At 46.9% G+C, this 21,841-nt stretch carries 18 protein-coding genes and 1 pseudogene; 13 read left to right on the top strand and 6 right to left on the bottom strand.

Features of this window, described 5'->3' with window-relative positions; all coding sequences use genetic code 11:
• The first annotated feature begins 784 nt into the window (after positions 1-784).
• Both Q0256_RS00595 and Q0256_RS00590 read left to right on the top strand, forming a co-directional pair.
• Positions 785-1,003, top strand: a complete 219-nt coding sequence (locus tag Q0256_RS00595; RefSeq protein WP_297959063.1) for a hypothetical protein — start codon at positions 785-787, stop codon at positions 1,001-1,003.
• A 46-nt stretch (positions 1,004-1,049) separates the two neighbouring features.
• Positions 1,050-1,247, top strand: a complete 198-nt coding sequence (locus Q0256_RS00590; RefSeq protein ID WP_297959061.1) for a hypothetical protein — start codon at positions 1,050-1,052, stop codon at positions 1,245-1,247.
• 64 nt (positions 1,248-1,311) lie between these two features.
• Here the strand turns inward: Q0256_RS00590 and Q0256_RS00585 are convergent, their stop codons facing one another.
• From Q0256_RS00585 to Q0256_RS00560, 6 genes are read right to left on the bottom strand one after another with little or no spacing between them, the layout of a single operon-like run.
• On the bottom strand, positions 1,312-2,109 hold the full coding sequence (locus tag Q0256_RS00585) for a TPM domain-containing protein (RefSeq protein WP_297959059.1): 798 nt from the start codon (positions 2,107-2,109) through the stop codon (positions 1,312-1,314).
• Positions 2,106-2,699, bottom strand: a complete 594-nt coding sequence (locus tag Q0256_RS00580; protein WP_297959057.1) for a hypothetical protein — start codon at positions 2,697-2,699, stop codon at positions 2,106-2,108. The genes Q0256_RS00585 and Q0256_RS00580 overlap by 4 nt, the downstream gene beginning before the upstream one ends.
• Before the next feature lie 15 nt (positions 2,700-2,714).
• A complete protein-coding gene (locus tag Q0256_RS00575) occupies positions 2,715-3,428 on the bottom strand; it encodes a LemA family protein (RefSeq protein ID WP_297959055.1) in 714 nt (237 codons plus the stop codon).
• Positions 3,425-4,438 carry an alanine racemase gene (locus tag Q0256_RS00570; protein ID WP_297959053.1) on the bottom strand — a complete coding sequence of 338 codons (1,014 nt, stop codon included), beginning with the start codon at positions 4,436-4,438 and terminating at the stop codon, positions 3,425-3,427. Before Q0256_RS00570 ends, Q0256_RS00575 begins: the two co-directional genes overlap by 4 nt.
• Positions 4,431-4,676 carry a CmeU family protein gene (cmeU, locus tag Q0256_RS00565; protein WP_297895345.1) on the bottom strand — a complete coding sequence of 82 codons (246 nt, stop codon included), beginning with the start codon at positions 4,674-4,676 and terminating at the stop codon, positions 4,431-4,433. Before cmeU ends, Q0256_RS00570 begins: the two co-directional genes overlap by 8 nt.
• Positions 4,673-6,043 carry a phosphomannomutase/phosphoglucomutase gene (locus Q0256_RS00560; RefSeq protein ID WP_297959051.1) on the bottom strand — a complete coding sequence of 457 codons (1,371 nt, stop codon included), beginning with the start codon at positions 6,041-6,043 and terminating at the stop codon, positions 4,673-4,675. Before Q0256_RS00560 ends, cmeU begins: the two co-directional genes overlap by 4 nt.
• Before the next feature lie 98 nt (positions 6,044-6,141).
• Between Q0256_RS00560 and Q0256_RS00555 the strand changes: the two genes are divergently transcribed.
• From Q0256_RS00555 to Q0256_RS00505, 11 genes and pseudogenes are all read left to right on the top strand, one after another.
• The gene (locus tag Q0256_RS00555) at positions 6,142-6,636 is read left to right on the top strand and encodes a CreA family protein (protein WP_297959049.1); all 495 of its coding nucleotides are present in this window, start codon (positions 6,142-6,144) and stop codon (positions 6,634-6,636) included.
• A 306-nt stretch (positions 6,637-6,942) separates the two neighbouring features.
• Complete coding sequence (ccsA, locus tag Q0256_RS00550; protein ID WP_297959047.1) at positions 6,943-10,365, top strand: cytochrome c biogenesis protein CcsA; 3,423 nt, start codon at positions 6,943-6,945, stop codon at positions 10,363-10,365.
• 762 nt (positions 10,366-11,127) lie between these two features.
• A complete protein-coding gene (gene petA / locus Q0256_RS00545; RefSeq protein WP_297959045.1) occupies positions 11,128-11,634 on the top strand; it encodes a ubiquinol-cytochrome c reductase iron-sulfur subunit in 507 nt (168 codons plus the stop codon).
• A 9-nt stretch (positions 11,635-11,643) separates the two neighbouring features.
• A complete protein-coding gene (locus tag Q0256_RS00540) occupies positions 11,644-12,903 on the top strand; it encodes a cytochrome bc complex cytochrome b subunit (RefSeq protein ID WP_297959043.1) in 1,260 nt (419 codons plus the stop codon).
• Positions 12,904-12,905: 2 nt separating this feature from the next.
• The gene (locus tag Q0256_RS00535; protein WP_297959041.1) at positions 12,906-14,009 is read left to right on the top strand and encodes a c-type cytochrome; all 1,104 of its coding nucleotides are present in this window, start codon (positions 12,906-12,908) and stop codon (positions 14,007-14,009) included.
• 219 nt (positions 14,010-14,228) lie between these two features.
• The gene (locus Q0256_RS00530; RefSeq protein ID WP_297959039.1) at positions 14,229-16,160 is read left to right on the top strand and encodes an FTR1 family protein; all 1,932 of its coding nucleotides are present in this window, start codon (positions 14,229-14,231) and stop codon (positions 16,158-16,160) included.
• 14 nt (positions 16,161-16,174) lie between these two features.
• The gene (locus Q0256_RS00525) at positions 16,175-16,696 is read left to right on the top strand and encodes an iron transporter (RefSeq protein ID WP_005869331.1); all 522 of its coding nucleotides are present in this window, start codon (positions 16,175-16,177) and stop codon (positions 16,694-16,696) included.
• A gap of 387 nt (positions 16,697-17,083) precedes the next feature.
• Positions 17,084-18,502 (top strand): Fe-S-containing protein, encoded by a 1,419-nt coding sequence (locus tag Q0256_RS00520; protein WP_297959037.1) that lies wholly within the window; start codon positions 17,084-17,086, stop codon positions 18,500-18,502.
• Positions 18,502-19,746: an ABC transporter permease gene (locus Q0256_RS00515; RefSeq protein ID WP_297959035.1), complete on the top strand. Its 1,245-nt coding sequence runs from the start codon at positions 18,502-18,504 to the stop codon at positions 19,744-19,746. The genes Q0256_RS00520 and Q0256_RS00515 overlap by 1 nt, the downstream gene beginning before the upstream one ends.
• Positions 19,733-20,866 carry an FtsX-like permease family protein gene (locus tag Q0256_RS00510; protein ID WP_005869323.1) on the top strand — a complete coding sequence of 378 codons (1,134 nt, stop codon included), beginning with the start codon at positions 19,733-19,735 and terminating at the stop codon, positions 20,864-20,866. Before Q0256_RS00515 ends, Q0256_RS00510 begins: the two co-directional genes overlap by 14 nt.
• A 1-nt stretch (position 20,867) precedes the next feature.
• Positions 20,868-21,506: pseudogene (locus Q0256_RS00505) on the top strand (ABC transporter ATP-binding protein); the annotation flags it as partial.
• Positions 21,507-21,841 lie beyond the last annotated feature (335 nt).

Raw genomic sequence — 21,841 nt, 5'->3', positions numbered from 1 at the left:
GCGCGCAGCTTTTAAAGCGTCTCGCGGGTGCGGGTAAGGTTGTTTTTAAAGACGGCTACTATAAAATCGCTAAGAAATAGCGGCGGAATTGCGAGGTAGAATTTCGTTTCGTAATTTAATGGCAAAATTTTATCAAGATTTCGCAGGTGGAATTTTCGTCCAAATTTTTAATAGGTGAAATTTTACGTAAATAACCCGTGATGACGTGATGAAATAATAGGGCGCGTAATTCGGATTTAAAATTCTGCAAAGAATAAATTTAATCGGCGAAAATTCTAATGGCGAAATGCGGGCGCAAATGCTTCGGCTACAGAAAATTCCGATATCAAAAAAATATAATTCTAAAAATCCCGCCTCGCAAAATTCTGGCGGCGAAAATCAGGGCGCCGAAAATTCTCATAGCAAAAATTCCGATACCAAAAATTCGGGTGCGCAGAATTCCGGTGCATAAAATTTAGCTCGCATGATGAGAAATAAAGCTGCGTTAAAATTTAAAAATTTCACCGCCCGCCCGCGCTTTTTTTGGGTTCGCTTGCAGTTTGCGCGAGCAGGTGCGGCTCTTTGCTGCGCGCGTCCCGCCGAAGCTATTTGCCTCGAAATATCAAGCGCCGATGCAAAGCCGAGCGGAGTGGGTAAAAATTTTAAAAGCCGAAATTTTAAAAGTCTAAATTTAAAAACCGAAACGCTATGAGTACGAATTGCGAGGCAGGTCGCTACATAGATTTTAGCGCGTATTACAACGTGAGTCGCGATATACGCTTCAGCACAGATTACGGCGTGGGTTATGGCATACGCCTCGATAATAGATCGCGACATAAATTTCAATGCATACCGTGGTATAAATTCTAGCGCGGATTATGACATAAATCTCGTCAAGGGTCATGGCATGAACCCAAGCATGGATTATTACGACATACGCCTCAGAGCGGACCTAGACATAAATTCTGACAGGCATCGCGCCATAAATTTTAGAATTTCAAACGCAAACTTAAGACGAATTTAACGGATTTCAAAGCAGTTTTAAAAGCAGATTTAAGGACGGATTTTAAATGATTAAATTTTTAAATTTAAAAGTTGCCGCCGCCGTGTTCGCGCTGCTACTCTCAGGCTGCGACGGACAGAAGCACCATCTAAGCAGCGACGGCACCTCACTTGCTTCCAAGTTCGACCCCTCCGAGCGCACGCTAAAGATCGAGGGCAACGACAAGCCGCTCGTGCTGTTTTTCTACGCAAGTAGCCGAATTTAGAAATTCTAAAATTTTAAAATTTAGATAAAATTCTACGATTTGGAATTTTGATAAAATTCCGTAACTACCAGCTTCCGCTAGCACCGCCTCCACCGAAGCTTCCGCCGCCCCCACTGAAGCCGCCTCCGCTAAAACCGCCATTTCCTTTAAATCCGCCAAAATCCCCGGATGAGCCGTCTCTCATGCGCGATGAGCGCGCGATTTCGCTTATGATGTCTGCGCTTGAGATTATATCCTCGTCGCTTCTTCTGAGGCGCGTTACGCGGCGGCTTAGTATCGCAAAAAGCAAAACCGCAAAAAACACCATAAAGATCGCAAAGTCCTTGTTGCTTGGATCCTGCTGCGCGTTGGCGTTAAGGGGATCAAATTTTATATCGCCGCCTTCGATCGTGCCGATGATCGCCGAAATCCCGCTAATGACGCCACTTTCGTAATCTCCCTGCCTAAAATAGGGTAAAATTTTATTGTTGATGATACGTTTGGCGCGCATATCGGTTAGCACGCCCTCTAGCCCGTATCCGACCTCGATACGCACTTTATGCTCGTGCGGAGCGACGAGAAGCAGTACGCCGTTGTCGCGCCCTTTTTGCCCGATACCAAGAGCGCGCGCCTGCTCTACGCCGATTTCCTCGATAGAGTAGTCTCCAAGCGATTTTAGGCTTACGAACATGATCTGGTTTGTGGAATTTTTATCGAAAGTCGTTAAAATTTCATTCAGACTCTCTCTCGCGGCTGGGCGTAAAATACCAGCCTCATCGATTACGGCGGTGCCGTTTGGATGGGCTAGATACTCGCTAGGTGCGGCAGTGCTGATTACAAATAGCGCCATTAGGGCAAAAGCAAATCTCCAAGCCACTCTCATCGCAGCTCCACCAAGGTCTCTTCTATCTCGTTATTTTCGCTATTTTTAGGCACTCGCATAGCTAGCTCGCACAGCGCGTCCATCGCCTTTAAAACAGCAGGCTCAAGGCCTTGCGTGCTAGGGTTAAATTCCGTCGTGATACGTTCAAACTCGCTCTTAGAGATAAACTCCGCCGCTCGCGCGCCGCAGATGATATGAGCGCAGCGCTCGCGGACGCAGACGCAAAACATTATCGCTTCTTTTACGCTGCCGTAGCGCTCGTAAAATTTTAGCATCGCAAACTCGCTCGAGAGCCGAAGTCTGCGAGATTTAGGTGTGATTAAAGTTAAAAGCGTGGGACATTTAGCTAGCAGAGCTTTAATCGCAATGAAGCTAAGTGCTACGATCTGCAGTAGCTCAGCTTTGCTTATTTGCGGCACGAAGCACATAACGATGCCGATCGCAAACGCCGTCACTGCCGCCGCGCTATAGCTAGCTTCGCAGTCCTCGCTTGCTTCGCGCGCGACCACGCAGACGATCTGCGCACCGCTTGCGGCTTCGGCTTTCGTGATTAGCTCGTGGATTTTTTGCTTGCACTGCTCGTTTAGCATTTGTCTCCCTTAGCGTTATTTAAACGAGACGCTAGGGGCTTTTTGGCTTGAGCTATCAGCGCTAAAGCTAGGTTTGGCACCGCCTAGTCCTACAATGCGCGCGATGATGTTTGTAGGAAAGGTTCTAATTAGCTTATTGTATTCCTGCACCGAAGCGATGTAGTCCTTGCGCGCTACGGCGATGCGGTTTTCCGTGCCTTCGAGCTGATTTTGCAAGTCGGTGAAATTCTGATTTGCCTTGAGATCCGGGTAGCGCTCGACTACCAGCATCAAGCGCGATAGGGCCGAGCTAAGCTCGCCTTGAGCGCCGTTAAATTTCGCAAACGCTTCCGGATCTTGCGCTAAGCTTTCTGCATTGATATTGACAGCGGTTGCCTTAGCGCGGGCATTTATGACGCCTTCTAAAGTATCTTTTTCATGACTAGCGTAGCCTTTGACGGTTTCTACGAAATTTGGAATCAAATCGGCGCGGCGCTGATATTGGTTTTGCACCTGGCTCCACGCAGCTTTAACTTCTTCATCTTTGCTTACGAGTTTATTGTAAACAGGCACTGCAAATATCGCAAATGCAATCGCCGCAATCACTAAGACGATTAGAGCTTTGATTAAGATATGAAGCCCTCCTTTTCGGGACGGATACTCTCCTCCGCCAAAGCTCTCGTCTCGCGTAGATATGCCTTTATCGTCGTAACCTATACGCTCGTTATTTTCTCCTTGCAGCTCTTTCATTGAAATCTCCTTGGGATGTTGGAATTTAATTTGACTAAAATTTCATATTCGATCGTGCCGAAGTGTTTTGCCCAAATCCGCGCGTCGCCCAGCACGCAAACTCGTTCTCCGCCGAATTCCGCACAGAAGCTATCCATCGACATTTTTCCGAGCATTTTTTGTCCGCTTGCAAGCGCTAGCTCGTCCTCGCCGTCGTAGCGAAATAGACCGTCGGCGTAGCCTAGATCATAGGTGCCGATCCTCATATTGCGTGGCGCTTCAAATTTCGCGCCGTAGCCCACGCGCTCGCCTTTTTTTAGCACGCGCGAGCTGATCAGATCGGCATAGAGCTTTAGCACAGGGCGTAAATTTAGGCTCTCGTCAAATTGCGGATAGCCAAACTGTGCCATGCCCACGCGCACATATTCGTCCTCAAAGCCCGCACTTCGCTCGATAGCTGCGGAGTTGCTCGAATGAAATTTTAAATTTTCAAAGCCCGCGGCGGCGGCTTTTTGCCTCGCGAGACGCTTAAATTCTATGAAATTTTGCCTTTGTGCGAAAAAATCGCCGCTTAGCTCGTCGCTTGCGCGAAAGTGTGTGAAAAAGCCACGAAGCTTAAATCCGCCCTGCTTGCATAGCCTAAGCGCCTCATCTAGCTCGCTCGCAGCGATGCCGTTTCTGTGCATAGCAGTATCTGCAGCGATATAAATTTTAAGCCCTCGTTTAAGACGCGAGAAGTAGCTCAGATCATTTATCGCGTAGCAAAACCGCTCGTCCTCGTCCCCGCGCGGAATGTGCGAGAGCACTAAAATTTCATCAAATAAATCCGCGATCTGCGCAGCTTCCGCAGCACTTCGCGTTACGGCGCGTACGAAGCCTAGTTTCGCCGCTTCCTCGCAGCAAAGCCTGCAGCCATGGCCGTATGAATTATCCTTGGCTACTAAAAATACTCGCTCCGCTCCACCTACTTTGGCGGCGATTTGCGCTAGATTGTGCGCATAAGCGTCGCGATCTAAGATAATCTCAGACATCGAAGTCTAGCCCGTAAGTGCGGTACAGATATGGCAGCAGCTTGCGTGCGGCGTAGTCGTAGCCGTAGAATTTCGCATAAACTTCTTTCAAGCTAGCCGCACCTGCACGCTCGAAATCAAATACGTCGGTACCCGCGATCTTTGGCACGCGCTCATCTAAGAATTTAAAAAATTCCGCTCTCGCAGCTAAAAGCTCTTTTATATTTTTCTCAACCTCTTGCTTTTCAGATTCGTTCATCTCTGGTCCTTTAAATTTTCTAGTTTACCTAAAAATACGCGCTGCATCTCGTCGCGAAACTCGGGGCTGCAGGCCTCGAAGCGAGTTACGATCACAGGCGTGGTGTTGCTTGCCCGTACGAGCGCCCAGCCGTCATCAAACCGCACTCTGATGCCGTCGATCTCGATAATATCGCGGATGGGCGGTAGCTCCGCGATACCTGCGTGGATTTGAGCTTTAAGAGCTTCGATGATCTTAAATTTCGCCTCCTCGCTCGTATTAAATTTAATCTCGTCGGTGCTAAAAACTCGCGGCAGTTTGTCTAGCTCGGCGTCTAAATCATATCCTTTAGCTACGAGCTCAAGCACGCGCATCATCGCATATACGCCGTCATCAAAGCCGAAATATCGCTCTTTAAAGTAAATATGCCCGCTAACCTCGGCGGCAAGATCGATACCGAGCTCCTTCATCGCCTTTTTGATATTGCTGTGGCCGGTCTTGCCCATGAAGCTTTTGCCGATCTTATCGATGGTATCATACATCGCTTGAGAGCATTTAACCTCGCCTAGGATGCGCGGGCGGTGCATGTTTAGAGCAAGCAGGCATGCTAGCTCGTCGCCTTTTATATTGCGGCGCGGCGTAAGCACGGCGATCCTATCTGCATCCCCGTCAAAGCCGAAGCCTAAGCTCACGCCGTCTTGCTTCATCGCGGCTTTAAGATCAGCTAAATTTTTCTCCTCGCTGGGATCTGGGTGGTGGTTTGGGAAGTTGCCGTCCGGCTGCGGGAATAAAACTTTAGCGTTTAGCTCTAACCTTTCGACGATTTTAGTAGTCGTAACGCCCGCAGCTCCGTTTGCGCAGTCGATTATAAAAGGCGCGGCAAAGCCCTTAAGAGCCGCAAATTCCTTCTCAAAATATGCTAGATACTCGCTTAAGATGTCGTACCTCTGGGTGCTTGTATCGGTTGGAATTTCAAAATTTGAACCGATCAGCTCCTGCACCTGCGCGCCAAGACGCCTTAAATCCTCGCCGAAGAAGCTGTCCGTACCGATCGTGATCTTAAAGCCGTTGTAATTTTTGGGATTGTGCGAGCCGGTGATCATTACGTTTGCGTCAAATTTATGCGTAAATACGCTAAAATAACCCACCGGCGTCGGTAGCAAGCCGATATTATAAACTCGCAATCCAGCGAAATTTAGCCCGCTTACGAAATAGCCGAAAAGCTCATCCGCGCTAAGACGGGCATCGTATCCCACGCTAACGCGCTCAAGCCCGAGATTTGCGATATGTTTGCCAAGCGCAAAGCCGATCGCTTTTACGCTGCGCTCGTTTAGCTCCTCGCCCACGATGCCGCGAATATCGTATTCTCTAAAGATATCTTCGATCATAAAATTCCTTTAAATTTAAATCGCGGTATTTTATAAAAACTTGCTTAATATTTATATTATAAATGATAAAATCGCCGCTAAAATTCCAAAGGATGGTTATGAAAAAATTTATTCTAGTAGCGATTTTAGTGGCTTTTGCTTGCGCGGGCGATTACGAGCTCGTAGGTAGCGTAAATACTTCGTTTAGAATTTTTGGCAAAGACGATCGCATCGAAGTTATCGCGGTTAAAGATCCTAAGATCGACGGCGTGACCTGCTACGTCTCTTACGCCAAAAAAGGCGGTGCCAAAGAGATCATCGGCGTGGAGGAGGATCGCTCCGAAGCCTCTGTGTCGTGCGTACAGACCGCGCCTAAAATCATCATTAAAGAGGAGCTGAAAAAAGAGGATATTTTTGAAAAACGCAGCTCGTTGATCTTCAAAAAGACCCATGTAGTTAGGCTTTACGACGCGGTGCAGGGCTCGCTAATCTATTTGGTTTATTCAGACAAAGTGATCGACGGCTCGCCTAATAACTCGATCTCGGCGATCCCATGCCACCAAGCCGTGGGCGACGTATGCGAGCTAGCATATGCCCAAGGCAAAAAACAATAAGAAAGAATTCCGCAAAGATAAAATTTTATCGCAGCGGAATTCTAAATTAGAAATTGCGCGATGAGATGGCGCACGAAATTTAATAGAATTTCGCTAAATTTCGCAGCATTTTATAAAATTTTATCCGCGCCGTTAAAATCCTACGCGAATGCCTAAGATGAGAATTTTACCGCTTTATCAAAGCATCTTAACGCATATTCGCGCTACGCTAGTAGGCGTGCGCTTGTAGGTCGTAAAATGAAAAATTAAGCAATTTTTGCTAAAATCTCGCGATTTTGAAAACCCTCGTAAATCTAAAGGAAATCAATGAAGACATTTTTTAGTATGGAGTGCGCGTCAGTGATGCTACTGATTTTGGCGCTAGCCTGTGCGATCGCCACTTTCATAGAGACCGCTTACGGCACGGAAGTAGCTTGGGCGATGGTTTATTCTACTGCGTGGTTTGGCGCGCTGATGGTGCTTTTGGGAATAAATTTAACCTACAATATCTATCGCTACCGCATGATTAAGCTTCGCACACTGCCTGCGCTAATCTTTCACGCAAGCTTTTTGTTTATGCTTGTTGGAGCGATTTTGACGAGATATTTCGGCTTTGAGGGCAATATCCATATAAGAGAGGGCGGCGAGAGCTCGATCGTAACGACTAAAGACGAGGTCGTTCAGCTTCTTACTTTAGGCAGTGACGGCGAGTTTATATCTGCTGACGAGAGCAAATTTTTAAACGGCGCAGGACGGATGAACTTCGATCTCAATCTAGACGTAGAGGGTAGGATCGCAAATTTAAAATTTAAAGAGCTCGTAGAACACGGCGAGCTAAAATGGGTGCAAGATCCGACCGGACAGGCTCCTGCGCGCGTGGAACTATTATTTTCAAACAATGTCGGCAGCCAAAATGTCTCCTTGCAATCAGGCGAAAGCATGGATATAGGCGAGCTTAGTATCACTTTTAACGCAGAGCCTAAAAGTAAGAATTTCATCTACATAAAATCCAAAGACGGCAAATTTTATCTAAACTCAAGTCTTGATATAAACGCCACTAAAATGGCTGATATGAGCACTTCGCCGCTTAAGAAAAACGAGGATAATCCGCTAGGCAATCTCTTGCTTTACAGCTTCGACGGGATAAATTTCGCTCCCGTTAGCTTGCTTAGCTCCGCGGTCGAGAAATTTGTCCCGGTCGATGCGAATTTACCGGGCGAGCCCGGCGTAGTAGCTACGCTAAGCTTTGCGGGGCAGAGTCGCGAAATCTACGTGCCTAGGGATTCGCATGGTGCTAGCTACAAGGTGGGTGATAAGAATTTCATCGTAGCCTTGGCGCCAAAGATGCTTCATCTGCCTTTTAAAATCGCGCTTCGCGACTTTGTGATGGATCGCTACCCGGGCACCAATTCGCCCTCCGGATATAAAAGCGAAATCACGCTAAAAGACGGCAATACGAGCTTTGATTATGATATTTTTATGAATCACGTGCTCGATTACGGCGGATACCGATTTTTCCAAAGCTCATACGACACAGACGAGCGCGGCACCGTGCTTTCGGTCAATAAAGACCCCGGCAAAGTTCCAACTTACATCGGTTATTTTTTGCTTTGCGTGGGGATGTTTTTTAACTTTTTTAACCGGGGCTCGCGCTTTTTCAAGCTCTCGCGCTTAATCAGCGAAAATACGCATCTTGCTCGAGAAAAAGATGTAAATTCTAAAAATTCCGTGTCTAGCTCGGTGCCCGTAAGCTCCACAGAAAGCTCTGTATCAAAACGCACCAAAAAATCGCGACGCGGCACTAAAGGCGCGGCATTGGCATTAGTAGGCGCGTTGGCTTTGAGCTCGGCTGCATTGTATCCTAGCACAGCAAATGCCGAACAAAACTTCACGATTCAAAATTCTACTTCGCAAAGTTCCGCCTCAAATGCAGCTGTAGAAAATCCAGCGTCGCAAAGCCCGGCTATCGTGCAAGATCCCGCTTCGCAAAATTCCGCGCAGAATTCCGCCGCTGAAAATTCCAAGCAAAGCTCCATTCCGCAAGAATCTGCAGCGGAGCAAGACTCCGTCCCGCCGCATAATTTTTCTACTATGGGAGGCGAGCTGGCCGTGCCGAAATTTGATCCTAAATTTAGCGAGGATTTAGCAAGCCTCGTAATTCAGGGATTTGATGGGCGAATGGAGCCTTTTGATACAGTTTCTAGGGAGCTTTTAAATAAAATTTACCGTGCCGACAACTACAAGGCGCCAAATGGCGAAATTTTAAACCATAACGCCGCTGCGCTTTCTTTTATGCTAAATCAAAGCTACTGGAGGCGTGCGCCGATTATCAAGGTTAGCGAGCCGGAGCTTAAGAAAATTCTAGGTATGGACGAGAAGCAAAGCCACGCCAGTATGATGGATTTTTTTGAATTTAAAGGCGGCGAGAGCTACTACAAGCTCGATAAAATGGTCGAGGAGATCAACCGAAAGCCTTTGGGCAACCGCGGTGTGCTAGATAAAGAGATCATCAAGGTAAACGAGCGCGTAAACGTCTTTTACTCGGCGTTTATGGGGGATTATTTTAGAATTATTCCGGTTAAGAACGCTAAAAATAACGAGTGGCTTTCGCCGCTATATCTAGGCGATGCGCTGGATCAAAACGAATCTGCTGAAGTTAAAAAAATGATGGGAATATTCGTTTCGTCCGTAGTTTATGCCCAAGAAAGTGGGGATTGGAGCGGCGCAGAAAAGATGCTAAGCTACGTCAAAAAATACCAGGCACAAAATGGCGCAAATTTAATGCCTAGCGAGAGCGCGATAAAATATGAAATTTTATTTAATAAGGCTAAAATTTTTTCTCGCCTCTTTCCGATCTACACTATCTCGGGATTTTTGCTTCTGATCTTTATCTTTCTTAGGATGATGAAGCCCGCTCTTCGCTTAGGCGGCGCGTTTAAGCTAGTTTATGTCGTAAATATCGTCGCTTTTATCGCGCATACTGCAGGTCTTGCGCTGCGCGGCTACGTCTCGGGGCACGCGCCGTGGAGTAACTCCTACGAATCGCTCATCTACATCGCGTGGGCGCTGTCGCTAAGCGGAATATTTTTCTCGCGCAAATCCGCTATTTCGCTGGCGCTAACGTCAATAATGGCGGGCATAACGCTGATGGTGGCGCATCTTAGCGACATCGATCCGCAGATCACCAATCTCCAGCCGGTTCTAAAATCGCACTGGCTTACGATCCACGTCTCGGTAATCACCGCGAGCTACGGATTTTTAGGCCTTTGCATGCTGCTTGGAATTTTCACTCTCGTGATGTTTCTGTTCGACAAGAAAAACCCCGAGATCGCGCGCAACATCACGGAGGCCACGCATATCAACGAAATGTCGATGATCCTGGGCCTTTGCTTGCTGACGGTGGGCAACTTCCTAGGCGGCGTGTGGGCGAACGAAAGTTGGGGGCGCTACTGGGGCTGGGATCCGAAGGAGACCTGGGCGCTCATTACGATTTTGATCTACGCAGCGGTCGTGCATTTTAGGTTTATGCACAAGCTCAACAATCAATTCGCCTTTGCCGTAGCCTCGATGTTTGCGTATTTTAGCGTCATAATGACCTATTTTGGCGTAAATTTCTACCTAAGCGGCATGCACTCATATGCTAGCGGCGAGCGCATTCCAGTGCCCGGCTGGGCGTACGTGATGATCGCTTCGATGGTGGCTCTTGCGATCGCGGCGTATTTCCGCTCGGGTAAATCGGCTAGACTTTAGATAGGTGGGGCCCAAATTTCAGAATAATAATTTTGAAATTTCGCCCGGATTTCGCAGCTTGCCGAGGCTTTAGGGATTTATGGAATTTATCTTTAAATTTCGGCTAGGCTTTAAAACCCTGCAGAATTTTATAGAATTTTACGGCTCGCGATTGCGCTAAATTTTAAAATTTTGCATCGTGGCATAATGCATCGCGACAGAATTTTTTGATGCTTGAAATTTTAAGGCGTCGTAAAATTCTAATGATTTGGAATTTGTGCCGCTATGGGGTTTTAATGTTTTAAATTTTACTTCTAATGGAATTTTTTCATGCGACGGAAGCTCGACGAATTCTAGAATTTTAAAATTTCAGCTAGCGCGCTAGTGCAAAATTCGCCCCGCCGCTGCCATGACCGAGCAGTGAAATTTTAAAATTTGATTTTATAAATTCTATGCTCGTCTTTAAATTTAAAATTTAAAATCTCGCACTTTATGAAATTTTATTTATGATGTCGAAATTTTAAAATTTCGTGCGTCTTTGTCACAACAAATTTTATGCGATAAAATTTTAAAATTTTAAATTCCGCGCCATGATAGAACATGACAGAATTTGAAAATTTATAAAATTTTAAACTGCAAAAACGCCTCGCTAGGCATTAAAATTATCTTAAAATATAATTTAGCTTGCAAGGTTAAGCTAAATTTCTGCTTATAATCATATTGATTTAATCTTTATTTGGCTAAAATTGATGCTTGTCAATTTCTTAATTTGAAAGGATAAAGATGTCTGATCTAAAACAGGATAGACGAGGCTTTATCGGGCTTACTTTCGGCGCGGTTGCCGCTGTGGGTGGCGTTTTCGCACTCGTGGGGATGAAGAAATCGTGGGATCCGTTACCTAGCGTGCGCGCCGCCGGCGTCACTACGGTAGATTTAAGTCCGATCAAAGAGGGCGAGCTGTATCAAACGCAGTGGCGCAAAAAGCCGATTTTCGTGCTTAAAAAGACTGCCGATATGCCTAAAAACGATGCCCGTGACGTCGTCGTAGGGGATGCTAGATATACGCTTTGCATAGGGCTTTGCACGCATTTAGGCTGTATTCCTAGCTACAAGCCATCGACGCAACAATTCATCTGTGCATGTCACGGCGGAATTTTTGATGCTAGCGGCATAAACGTGTTCGGCCCGCCGCCGCGTCCTATGGATATACCGCCCTTTAAAATCGACGGAACGAAACTCGTTTTAGGCGAAGAGGGCCCCGAATACCAAGCCCTAAAGCAGAAAGCATAGGAGGCGCAGATGGCACATATAAGAAAAGCTACGGGAGTTTGGGATTGGTTCGACCAAAGGCTCGCCGTAACGAAATTTTTCAAGGTGATGGTAAGCGAGTATTGGATTCCTAAAAATATCAGCTTCCTTTGGGCGATGGGCGTTATTTTGATGACGCTATTTATAGTTTTGTTCGTTAGTGGACTAATGCTCGTGATGTATTACAAACCGGATGTAAATTTAGCATTTGATAGCGTAAATTTCACGATTATGAAAGAGGTCGAATACGGCTGGCTATGGCGTCATATCCACGCAGTATCGGCATCGGTCGTATTTTTGATCCTATACATTCATACTTTAGTAGCTATTTATTACCGCTCGTATAAGCAAGGGCGAGAGATGATTTGGGTAAGCGGAATGCTGCTTTTCATCATCTTTTCGGCGGAGGCTTTTAGCGGCTATATGCTTCCATGGGGGCAGATGAGCTACTGGGCAGCGATGGTTATTACGAATTTGTTCGGCGGAATTCCAATAGTGGGCGATGCGATAGTCGAATGGATTCGCGGCGATTACGCCGTAAGCGATCCGACGCTAACGCGATTTTTTATGCTCCACGTCTGTTTGCTGCCTCTTGTAGTGGTTGCGGTGCTGGCGGTGCATTTTTATTCGCTTAGATTTCCGCACGTAAATAACCTAGACGGCGAGGAGATTGACTTTGAGCTCGAAGGCGAGAAGTATTTGGAAGGAAAAACTAGCGAAAGCAAGGTAATTCCGTTTTGGCCGGGCTTTTTGGCGAAGGATTTTTTCTACGTCAGTATCTTTATGATATTTTTCTTTTATCTGGTCGGCTTTCACTTCGATTTTGCGATGGATCCGATAAATTTCGAGCCGGCAAACAGCCTCAAAACCCCGACGCATATCTATCCGGAGTGGTACTTCCTTTGGGAGTATGAAATTTTGCGCGGATTTTACTTTGATGTAGGACCGCTTAAGGCTGCCGACATCGGGCTTGTCGCCTTTGCCTTCGCCGGGATTTCGCTATTTTTTATCCCACTATTTGATCGCAGCAGCGTAGTAGCGCCTGCGCACAAAAACAAAGCGTTTTTCATTTGGTTTTGGGTTTTGGTAATCGACATGATCCTGCTTAGCCTTTTTGGTAAGCTTCCCGCAGACGGCGCGGAGCTTGGTATCGAAAATAAATACTGGGGCTTTGCTTTATCGATCGTCTATATTGGATTGCTCGTCGTAGTGCTTCCGTTAATTACAATCGCAGAAAGAAAGAGGGTCTAGCCATGAAAGAGATAAGAACCCTAATCTTAGTGCTTTTTTGTGTGGGAATTTTATACTGGTTTATCGAGCCTTATGCTCATACTAAGCTTAGTCCGCACACTGATCCGGTAAATTACGACTTTGCAGCAGGCGATACGGCTTTAGCCGCGCATAACGTGGCCGCAGCAGAAAGCGCTTTGGCCGCAGCTGAAAAAGGCGGGGATGAGACGATGATAAAAAATTCTAAAAAAGCCCTAGCCAGTGCGAAAGAGCAACAAGACAAAACGGTGCTTTTTTGGGATGAGATAAATAAAATCGATCTTAGCAAAGGCGATGCCGTGCGAGGCGCCGAAACCTTTACAAATGCAGGCTGCACCGCATGTCATGGAGTAAAAAGTGCAAATATCCCCGCTCCTATGGACGCGGCAAGCGCTAGTGCCGCATACGGCGTCAATCCTCCGGATCTTAGCAGCGCAGGCTATCTATACACCGATAAATTCTTAGCTGCACTCATCAAAGATCCGATCATGGCTCTTAAGCTAGATCAGAAATTTGGCGACGAAAAACCTTTTCCGATGCCTGGATTTTTCGGTGCGGGCGGTGATCTAAATCAAGAGATCGCCGATATCGTAGCCTATCTAAAATCGGTCGCTCCTAGCGAGGATAAGCTAATCGCCTCTGAGGCTGCTGCTAGCGGCATCAAGCAAGGCACCGAACTAGACGAAGCGCAGAAAAAATTCCTTTTAAACAAGGCGGTTTTTGAGGATGCTTGTCTAAGATGCCACGACGTCAAATATGATAAGCTCTTTGCATCCAGCGACAAGGCTAGCTTGGCTGCGTATATGGGCTCGATACCTCCTGATCTTTCGATGATGATCCGTTCTAAGGGCGCCAACTATCTACACGAGTTTATCAATGATACGCAAAAGAAGCTTCCAGGCACTTCGATGCCGCGCGTAGGCTTGAACGAAAACGCTGAAGCCAAGGTCGTGGAATATCTAGCTGACGTAGGCGATAGCAAAAAAGCCGAGCGTGAAGCTACAACCATAAATATTATGATATATTTCTTGATCCTTTCTGTTTTTGCAGGTCTTTGGAAAAGCAAAATTTGGTCGAAACTTCACTAAAATTTTAGCAGTCGGAGTAAAATCCGACTGCCGTTTAAAATTCCGCCATATCCTAAATTCTATTAAATTCCATCTATCAAAAAGCTCTTGCAATTGAGAATTTAGCCGCTTTCGTGCTTTATGATAACCGCTTTTTTTATTACTTTTTAAGATTTTTCTACATATAATTGCCGCTCGATTTTGAAATTTAATGTATGAATTTAACTCAAGAAGGTTCAGATGAAATTTTTTAAATTTGCGGTTTTAGCTCTAATTTTTCCGCTTGCTATGCTTTTTGCGGATACGGATTATCGCGCCGAAGCAGCGACGATAAAAGAGAAATTTGCTCAAGCGATCAAGCTTTATGTCGATGGTAATAATTCTGAGGCTAGAAAGATAACTCAAGAGGCGTATTTTGGGCATTTCGAAAATCTGGAAGCCGGCATCCGCATAAATTTGGGACAGAAAAAATCCTACGATATGGAGAAGCAATTCGGCGATATCCGTAAAGCAATCAAAGCCGAAAAGCCTCTAAATGAGATCCAAGCGATGATCGATAATCTAAATCGCGAGATTGATGAGGTTCTGCCTGCGATCGAATCTGGTCATCGTCTCGTAGCCGAGTATCAAGACGGAGGCGACGGCAGCACTTCTGCGCCAACCTCAGGTGGGAATTCCGCAGCATCCAGTACGACCTCGCCGTGGATGAGCGTCTATACGGAATTTAAAACTGAGCTGGATAACGCTAAAGCTGCGTTTGATAAAAAAGACACTGCTGCGCTAAAAGCTGCGCTAAATCGCGCGAAATTTGATATCTACCGCAACGAACGCCTAGAAGAGGCGGTACGAAAATATGTCTCGTCTCAGACCGATCAATCAATCCAGCAAATCATCGGAAATCTCTTGCGCGAGGATGCAGATACGGACAAATCAAAATTTGACGAAGCGATAAACGCCCTAGATAATCTAGCATTAAAAGCCGTAAATGATTTGCCGCAAGAAAGCTACTCCATAGCGCCGCAGACTGCGTTAGCACAAAGCGATACTAGCGAAGATGAAGGCAAGGATTTTACGCCGATTGTGCAAAATATCAAAGATAAAATGGCTAAGGTTTTGCAGCTTTACGAGAGCGGCAAGGTTGATGACGCGATCGACGAGAGCGGCAATATCTACTTCGACGAATACGAAGAGAGCGGTATGGAAAATATCGTCGGTGCTAAAAATACTCAGCTCAAGCTAGACACCGAAGCAAGCTTTAATAAAATTTCAGCTCTTATGCGCGCGGGTGCTTCCAAAGAGCAGATCGTAGCGGCGCAAAATAAGCTATTTGATCAGCTTACCCAAAGCCTAGAGCTAACGAAAAAATCAAGCAACTGGGATCTATTCTTATACGCGTTTATCATTATCTTGCGTGAAGGATTTGAAGCGCTCATCATCGTAGCCGCAGTCATCGCTCTACTTATAAAATCCGGCAACTCAAAGCACCTAAATATCGTCTACAGCGCTCTTGGCGTAGCGGTTGTGCTAAGTATCGCTACGGCTTATGGGTTGAATTATATCTTCGGTAGTGAAAATGCAGGACAAACGCGCGAAGTGATGGAGGGCGCGGTGATGTTAATCGCCGTAGTTCTGCTATTTTACGTGGGCTTTTGGCTTCTTTCAAATGCAAGCTCCAAAAAGTGGAGCGCCTATATCCAAGGTCAAATTTCAAACAGCCTAAGCTCGGGCGATAGCAAGATGCTTTGGTGGACGGTATTTTTAGCGGTTTATCGCGAGGGCGCAGAGACGGTACTATTTTATCTGGCACTACTTTTCGATGCCAAGACTCCGGCAGCTACCAGCATGGTAGCAGCAGGCTTTGTAGCGGGTCTAGCGGCTCTTATCATAGTTTATATCGTCATCAAAAAATTCTCGCTTAAAATCGCTATCAAGCCGTTCTTCATCGCTACATCGGTCATTATCTTTTATATGTCCGTCGTATTTGTGGGCAAGGGCGTGATGGAGCTAGTCGAGGGCAAGGTATTCGTACCTACCGTAATAGATGGGCTTCCAACGATTACGTGGATCGGATTTTATCCTTACGTCCAGAGCCTAGTGCCGCAGGCGGTGATGATCGTGCTTTTAATCGTAGGAATTTTGATCTTAAAAAATAAGCAAAAAAACAAATCTTAATAAGGAGAGAAAAGATGAAAAAGATTTTTTCAGGTATGTTGGCGCTAAGCCTAGCCTCTGTTATAGCAATGGCGGGAGAGCATCCGATCGGCGAGCCGATTGAGCAAAATGGAATGGAGATCGCTGCTGTGTATCTTCAGCCTATCGATATGGAGCCTAAAGGCATCGATCTAGCTCCTAGCAAGGCGGATATCCACCTTGAGGCGGATATCCACGCTATTAAAGGCAACGCAAACGGATTTGGCGAGGGCGAGTGGATTCCTTACCTAAAGATCGCTTACGTGCTTAAAAACCTAGACACCGGCAAGATCCAAAAGGGAAATTTCATGCCGATGGTAGCTAGCGACGGCCCTCACTACGGCGCCAATATCAAGATGGTAAACGGCGTAGGCAACTACGAGCTAACCTATAACATCGAAAATCCAAGCGCCAACGGATTCGGACGCCACGCGGACAAAGCGACCGGCGTAGGCAAATGGTGGGAGCCGTTCTCGGTTAAATACACCTTCCAATACACAGGCGCTCCTAAAGAGTAAATCGTAGCAGGCTCCGCCGAGTCCGTTTTGGCGGAGCTCTAGCGGTATTGGGTTTAGCCGCACGCTTTAAATTTAAGGCGGTTAATTTAGCTAGTTTAAATTTAATTGCTACGCCGCAGTCAAAGCGTATCGTTTTTGCTTTAATGCGTTTAAGCTTACGAATCTTTTAGTTGCGGCAAAATTTTAAAATTAGCGCGTCGCGAGGGTGAGACAAAACCAAAGCAATAGCGAGGCGAAATTTCTCTTTGCGGGCGGCTCTTGCCGTTGCGAGCTTTTTTGCGAGTGGATTTAAAATTTTAAAATTTACAAAATGGCGTAGGTTTTAAAATTTTAAAATTTAAGCAATTATAGGCGATTTACGCGCATTAGACTCGATGAGGATTTTTAATGACGATATTTTTTTATCACGTTAGCTTGGCTCTATTTCCGCTCGCGTTTTTAAGCGCGTATCTGGGCGGCAGGCGCTTTATCAGCGCATCGTTTTTGCCCGCGCTTTTGGGGGCTGCATTTGGGGCGCTGTGCTTTAGCGCATTTGCGCGCTCGGCAAACGCCGATACGGGCAAGATCGTATTTGATGCGCTCGCACTTTTAGCACTGCTCGCGCTACTGCTTGCGTTTAAGTTTAAGCGATTATATCTTACCGCTATAGTTATTTTTGCTCTTGGTTGCGCGTATGGATTTGAATACCGCTTCATAGGGATGAATTTTAAAATTTTCTCCGGCGAGCTGCTGGACAGCTTCAGCCTAACCAACCTCTTTATGGCGGTTTTAGGTGCGCTGGCGCTAATTTTATTCTATTTTATTTATCGCTCAGCTCTAGCGCGCGCGAGCAGAGGCGCAAAGCTAGCGTCATTCGCTCTTGCATGGGCGTTTGCCTTTATTGCTAAAATCGGCTTTTTAGGCCTTGATCTGCGCCAGGCGGACGCACCCAAAGCGCTAGCTGCGAAGGGCTTTGAGGGGCTTTCAAACGCGATCGGCTCGTCCGAGTTTCTAAGCGTCATCGCTAAAATCATCCATTACAACAACTCCTATCTGACGCTAGCTCTTTGCCTTATAGCCACGCTAATTGCGCTGCTTACGGCATTTCGTGCGCCAAGTCGAGTGCCTAGCGAAGCGGACATTATAAAATTTAGAGAGGTTAAAGCGAGCAGATTTGCCATTTTTAGAGATTTTAGCCTGATCTTATCGCTTGGGATTTTAATCAGCTTTTTGGGGCTTTATTATATCTTGGTCGCTTCAAAACCGCCTACGATCGATGAGCCTAAGATTATCGAGCCGCAAGGTGCGGAATTCATAATCGATGCAAACATCGTAAAAGACGGCAAGCTGCACCGCTTTGCCTACGTTACCGACGATGGGCATAAGGTCAGGTTTTTTCTACTAAACCGCTTCACGGACAAATTTGCCCCGGTCGCGGTTTTTGACGCGTGCTCGATCTGCGGCGATATGGGCTATATCAAAAAAGGCGACGAGCTCATTTGCATCGCTTGCAACGTGCGTATATTTTTGCCGAGCGTCGGCAAGCTGGGCGGCTGCAATCCGATCCCGCTGGATTATAAGCTAGAGGGGCAAAATATCGTCATCGCGCTTAAGACGATCGAGGACGGCGCGTCCTATTTCTCGGAGATCGTGGATAAAAAGGTGATCGATCCGGTCAGTAGAAAAGAAATTTTAAACACCTCTAAATTTAGCTATCTTTACTACGGACGCACCTACTTTTTCGAAAGTGAAGCGAATGCAAACGCCTTCACCGCACACCCCGAGCGCTATGTAGATGAAAATGGCACGCTAAAGGAGCTTAAATAATGTTTTTACGCATCATCAAATCCTCCATTTTAAACTCCAGGGATAGCAAAATTTTAGCGTTTTTGACCATATTTTTATCGGTCTCGCTGATCGCTTGCATGCTAAATATCACGCTAAAAATCGGCGATCAGGTCGCTAAGGAGCTACGCAGCTACGGCTCAAATATCGTAGTGCTACCGCGCTCGCAAAGCCTAAGTATCGAGATCGGCGGGCGCGAATACTCGCCACTTAAAAACGACGATTTCTTAAAAGAGAGTGATCTGCATAAGATCAAAGAAATTTTTTGGCGCAACAATATCACCGCCTTTGCGCCTTTTTTAACTACCCGCGCGGGAGATTACGACGTCGTGGGAACCTACTTTGAAAAGGACGTGGGCGTTAGCGACGAGCCTGATTTCAGATCGGGCGTGCGCTCGCTCTATCCGTTTTGGAGCGTAGAGGGGCAGTGGGTAAAGGACGGCGCCGATGACGAGGTGCTTGCAGGAGACGCGCTGGGGCTAAAGATCGGCGATACGGTTAAGCTTGGAGATTATGAGGTTAAAGTCGTTGGGATTTTGCACGGCGCGGAGGATGAAGCCAAAAAGCTGATCGCAAATTTATCGCTAGTGCAAAAGCTAACGCACAAAGAGGGCCTCATCGCCAAGGCAGAAGTCAGCGCCATGACTATCCCTGAAGACGATCTGTCCGTAAAGGCAAGAAGAAGCCTCGATAACCTAGACGCCACAGAATACGACACCTGGTACTGCTCAGCATACGTTAGCTCCATCGCATATCAAATCACCGAGGAGTATCCAAACGCAACTGCTAAGGCGGTGCTTAGCGTCAGCGAAGCTCAAAGCGGCATCACGAAAAAAATTCAAAATTTAATGGGTGTCGTAAGCATTCTGTCGCTGCTAATTTCAAGCATCTGCATCACGAGCCTGCTAAGCAGCGAAATTTACAAGCGCAAAAAGGAGATCGGCTTGCTTAAGGCGCTGGGAGCGAGCAACTTTATGATCTATATCCAGTTCGCCGCCGAAATTTTCGTCATCTGCGTAGCAAGCTCACTCGTGGGCGCAGTCGTGGGCTACGTGCTTAGTTGGGCGATCGCGTATCAAATTTTTGGCTCCTTTATCGGCGTCTCGCTTATGGTCTTTCCGCTTAGCATCGTCTTTGGACTTCTTATTTGCATTATCGGCTCGATTTTGCCGCTACGCGGAGTGATCAAGCTACTGCCTGCGGAGGTGCTTTATGGTAGGAAATAACGGAGCGTTTTTTAGAGGCGCGATCTTTAAAAGTATCATCAACAGCGGCATTCGCAGCTTCGTTATTTTCGTCGCGATCATGCTAGGCAGCGCGGTTTGCGCGGCGTTCGTAAATATCTACGCCGACATCGATAAAAAGGTCGCCAGCGAGTTAAACAGCTACGGCGCAAATTTAATCGTAAGCCCTGCGAATTTAGAAAATTCCCATATGGACGAAGCGGCGCTCGATGCGAAATTTGCTAAAATTCCAGCCCTAAAAAGCGCGAATAAATATCTTTTCGGCAGCGCAAATTTGGGCGTCAACTCAGGCATCATCATGGGGGTAAATTTCTCCTCTCTGCGCGATACGATGCCGTTTTTGGATCTTAAAGAGGGCTCGTTTATCGGCGTGGATTTCGACGATAAAAACGCGCTCATCGGGCAGGATCTCGCCAAACTTTTGGGCGCGAAGCTCGGCGATAGTATCGAGATCACGCCGATCGGCTCAAACGAAACGAGCAAGGTTAAGATAAAAGGCATCGTCTATGACGGGCAGAAAGAGGACGGCATGCTGCTAATCTCGCTGCCGCTGGCGCAAAAAATTTTAAATCAGCCTGCGCAGGTAAATTACGCCGAAGCGATCGTAAGCGGCGATTTTAAGCAGCTTAGCGAAATTTCAAAAAGCCTGAGCGATGCGCAGATGAGCTTCGCGCCGATCGGCAAAGTATCCAAGACCCAAGGCATCATCTTAAACAAAATCAAGCTTTTGATGCTTCTTATCGGCATTACGATCCTTCTGATCACCTCGGTCTGCATCAACACGAGCCTTAGCTCGATCCTGCTTTCGCGCATCAAAGAGTTCGCGCTCATCCGCGCAATCGGCGCGAGCAAACAAAATTTGCTCCACCTAATCCTGAGCGAAATTTTAACCGTCTGCGTCGCAGGCTCGCTAGCTGGAGTATTCGTGGGATACCTGCTCGCGATCTTGCTGGGGCATCTGATATTTTCAAGCAGCGTGGATTTTAGGCTAATCAGCCTCTTTGCGGCGGTCGCGCTGAGCCTGATTTTTGCGCTCGCGGCAAGCTACTATCCGATCAAAAAGGCGCTGAATCCGAATTTAGCGAATCTATTAAGGGAATGACATGGAAATTTTAAAATTTGAAGGCATCTGCAAATACTTCGGCGAGGTCAAGGCTCTCGATAATATCAGCTTCGACGTTTTAAGCGGCGAGTGGGTCAGCATAATGGGGCCAAGCGGCAGCGGCAAGAGCACGCTCGTAAATATCCTAAGCCTGATGGACACTCCCACTGCGGGCAGATATATCCTAGGCGGAGCCGACGCGAGCGCGCTAAATGACGAGCAAATTTTAGAATTTCGCCGCAAAAAGATCGGCCTCGTGTTTCAGCAGTTTCACCTAATCCCTTACCTAACGGCCGTCGAAAACGTCATGCTAAATCAATACTACCACAGCTGCGTGGACGAGGACAGCGCCAAAGCGGCACTTGAGAAAGTGGGGCTCGGGCACCGCATCACGCACCGCCCTAGCGAGCTTAGCGGCGGCGAGCAGCAGCGTGTCTGCATCGCGCGCGCACTCATCAATGACCCCGATATTATCATCGCCGACGAGCCTACGGGCAACCTCGACGAAGCCAACGAGCGCGTGGTTTTGCAGCTCTTTCAGACGCTTCGCAGCGAGGGCAAGACGCTGCTTTTGGTCACGCACAACGAAGAGCTAGGTAAATTTGCCGATAAAGTGGTGCGCCTAAGACACGGCAAGCTCGATCGAATAGAGCTTTTGGATCAAAGCACGATGAAGCACAATCTCGGCTCGCAAGATAAAATTTCAGATTGCGATCCAAACAAAAGCGCTTCGCAAAGCTCTAGCGGCGAAGATCGGGGTGCTGAAAATTTAAGCGGCGAAAATTCCGATACAAAAAATTCGGGCGCACAAAATTCCGATGCGTAAAATTTAGCCCGTATGATGAAAAATAGAGCTACGTTAAAATTTAAAAATTTCACCGCCCGCTCGCGCTCTTTTTGGATCCGCACAAAGCTCGCGCGAGCAGGTACGGCTCTTTGCTGCGCACATCCCGCCGAAGCTGCTTGCCTCGAAAG

This window comes from uncultured Campylobacter sp., from assembly GCF_937949835.1.
GTDB lineage: Bacteria > Campylobacterota > Campylobacteria > Campylobacterales > Campylobacteraceae > Campylobacter_B.
This window is presented reverse-complemented; position numbering and strand designations above follow the sequence as displayed.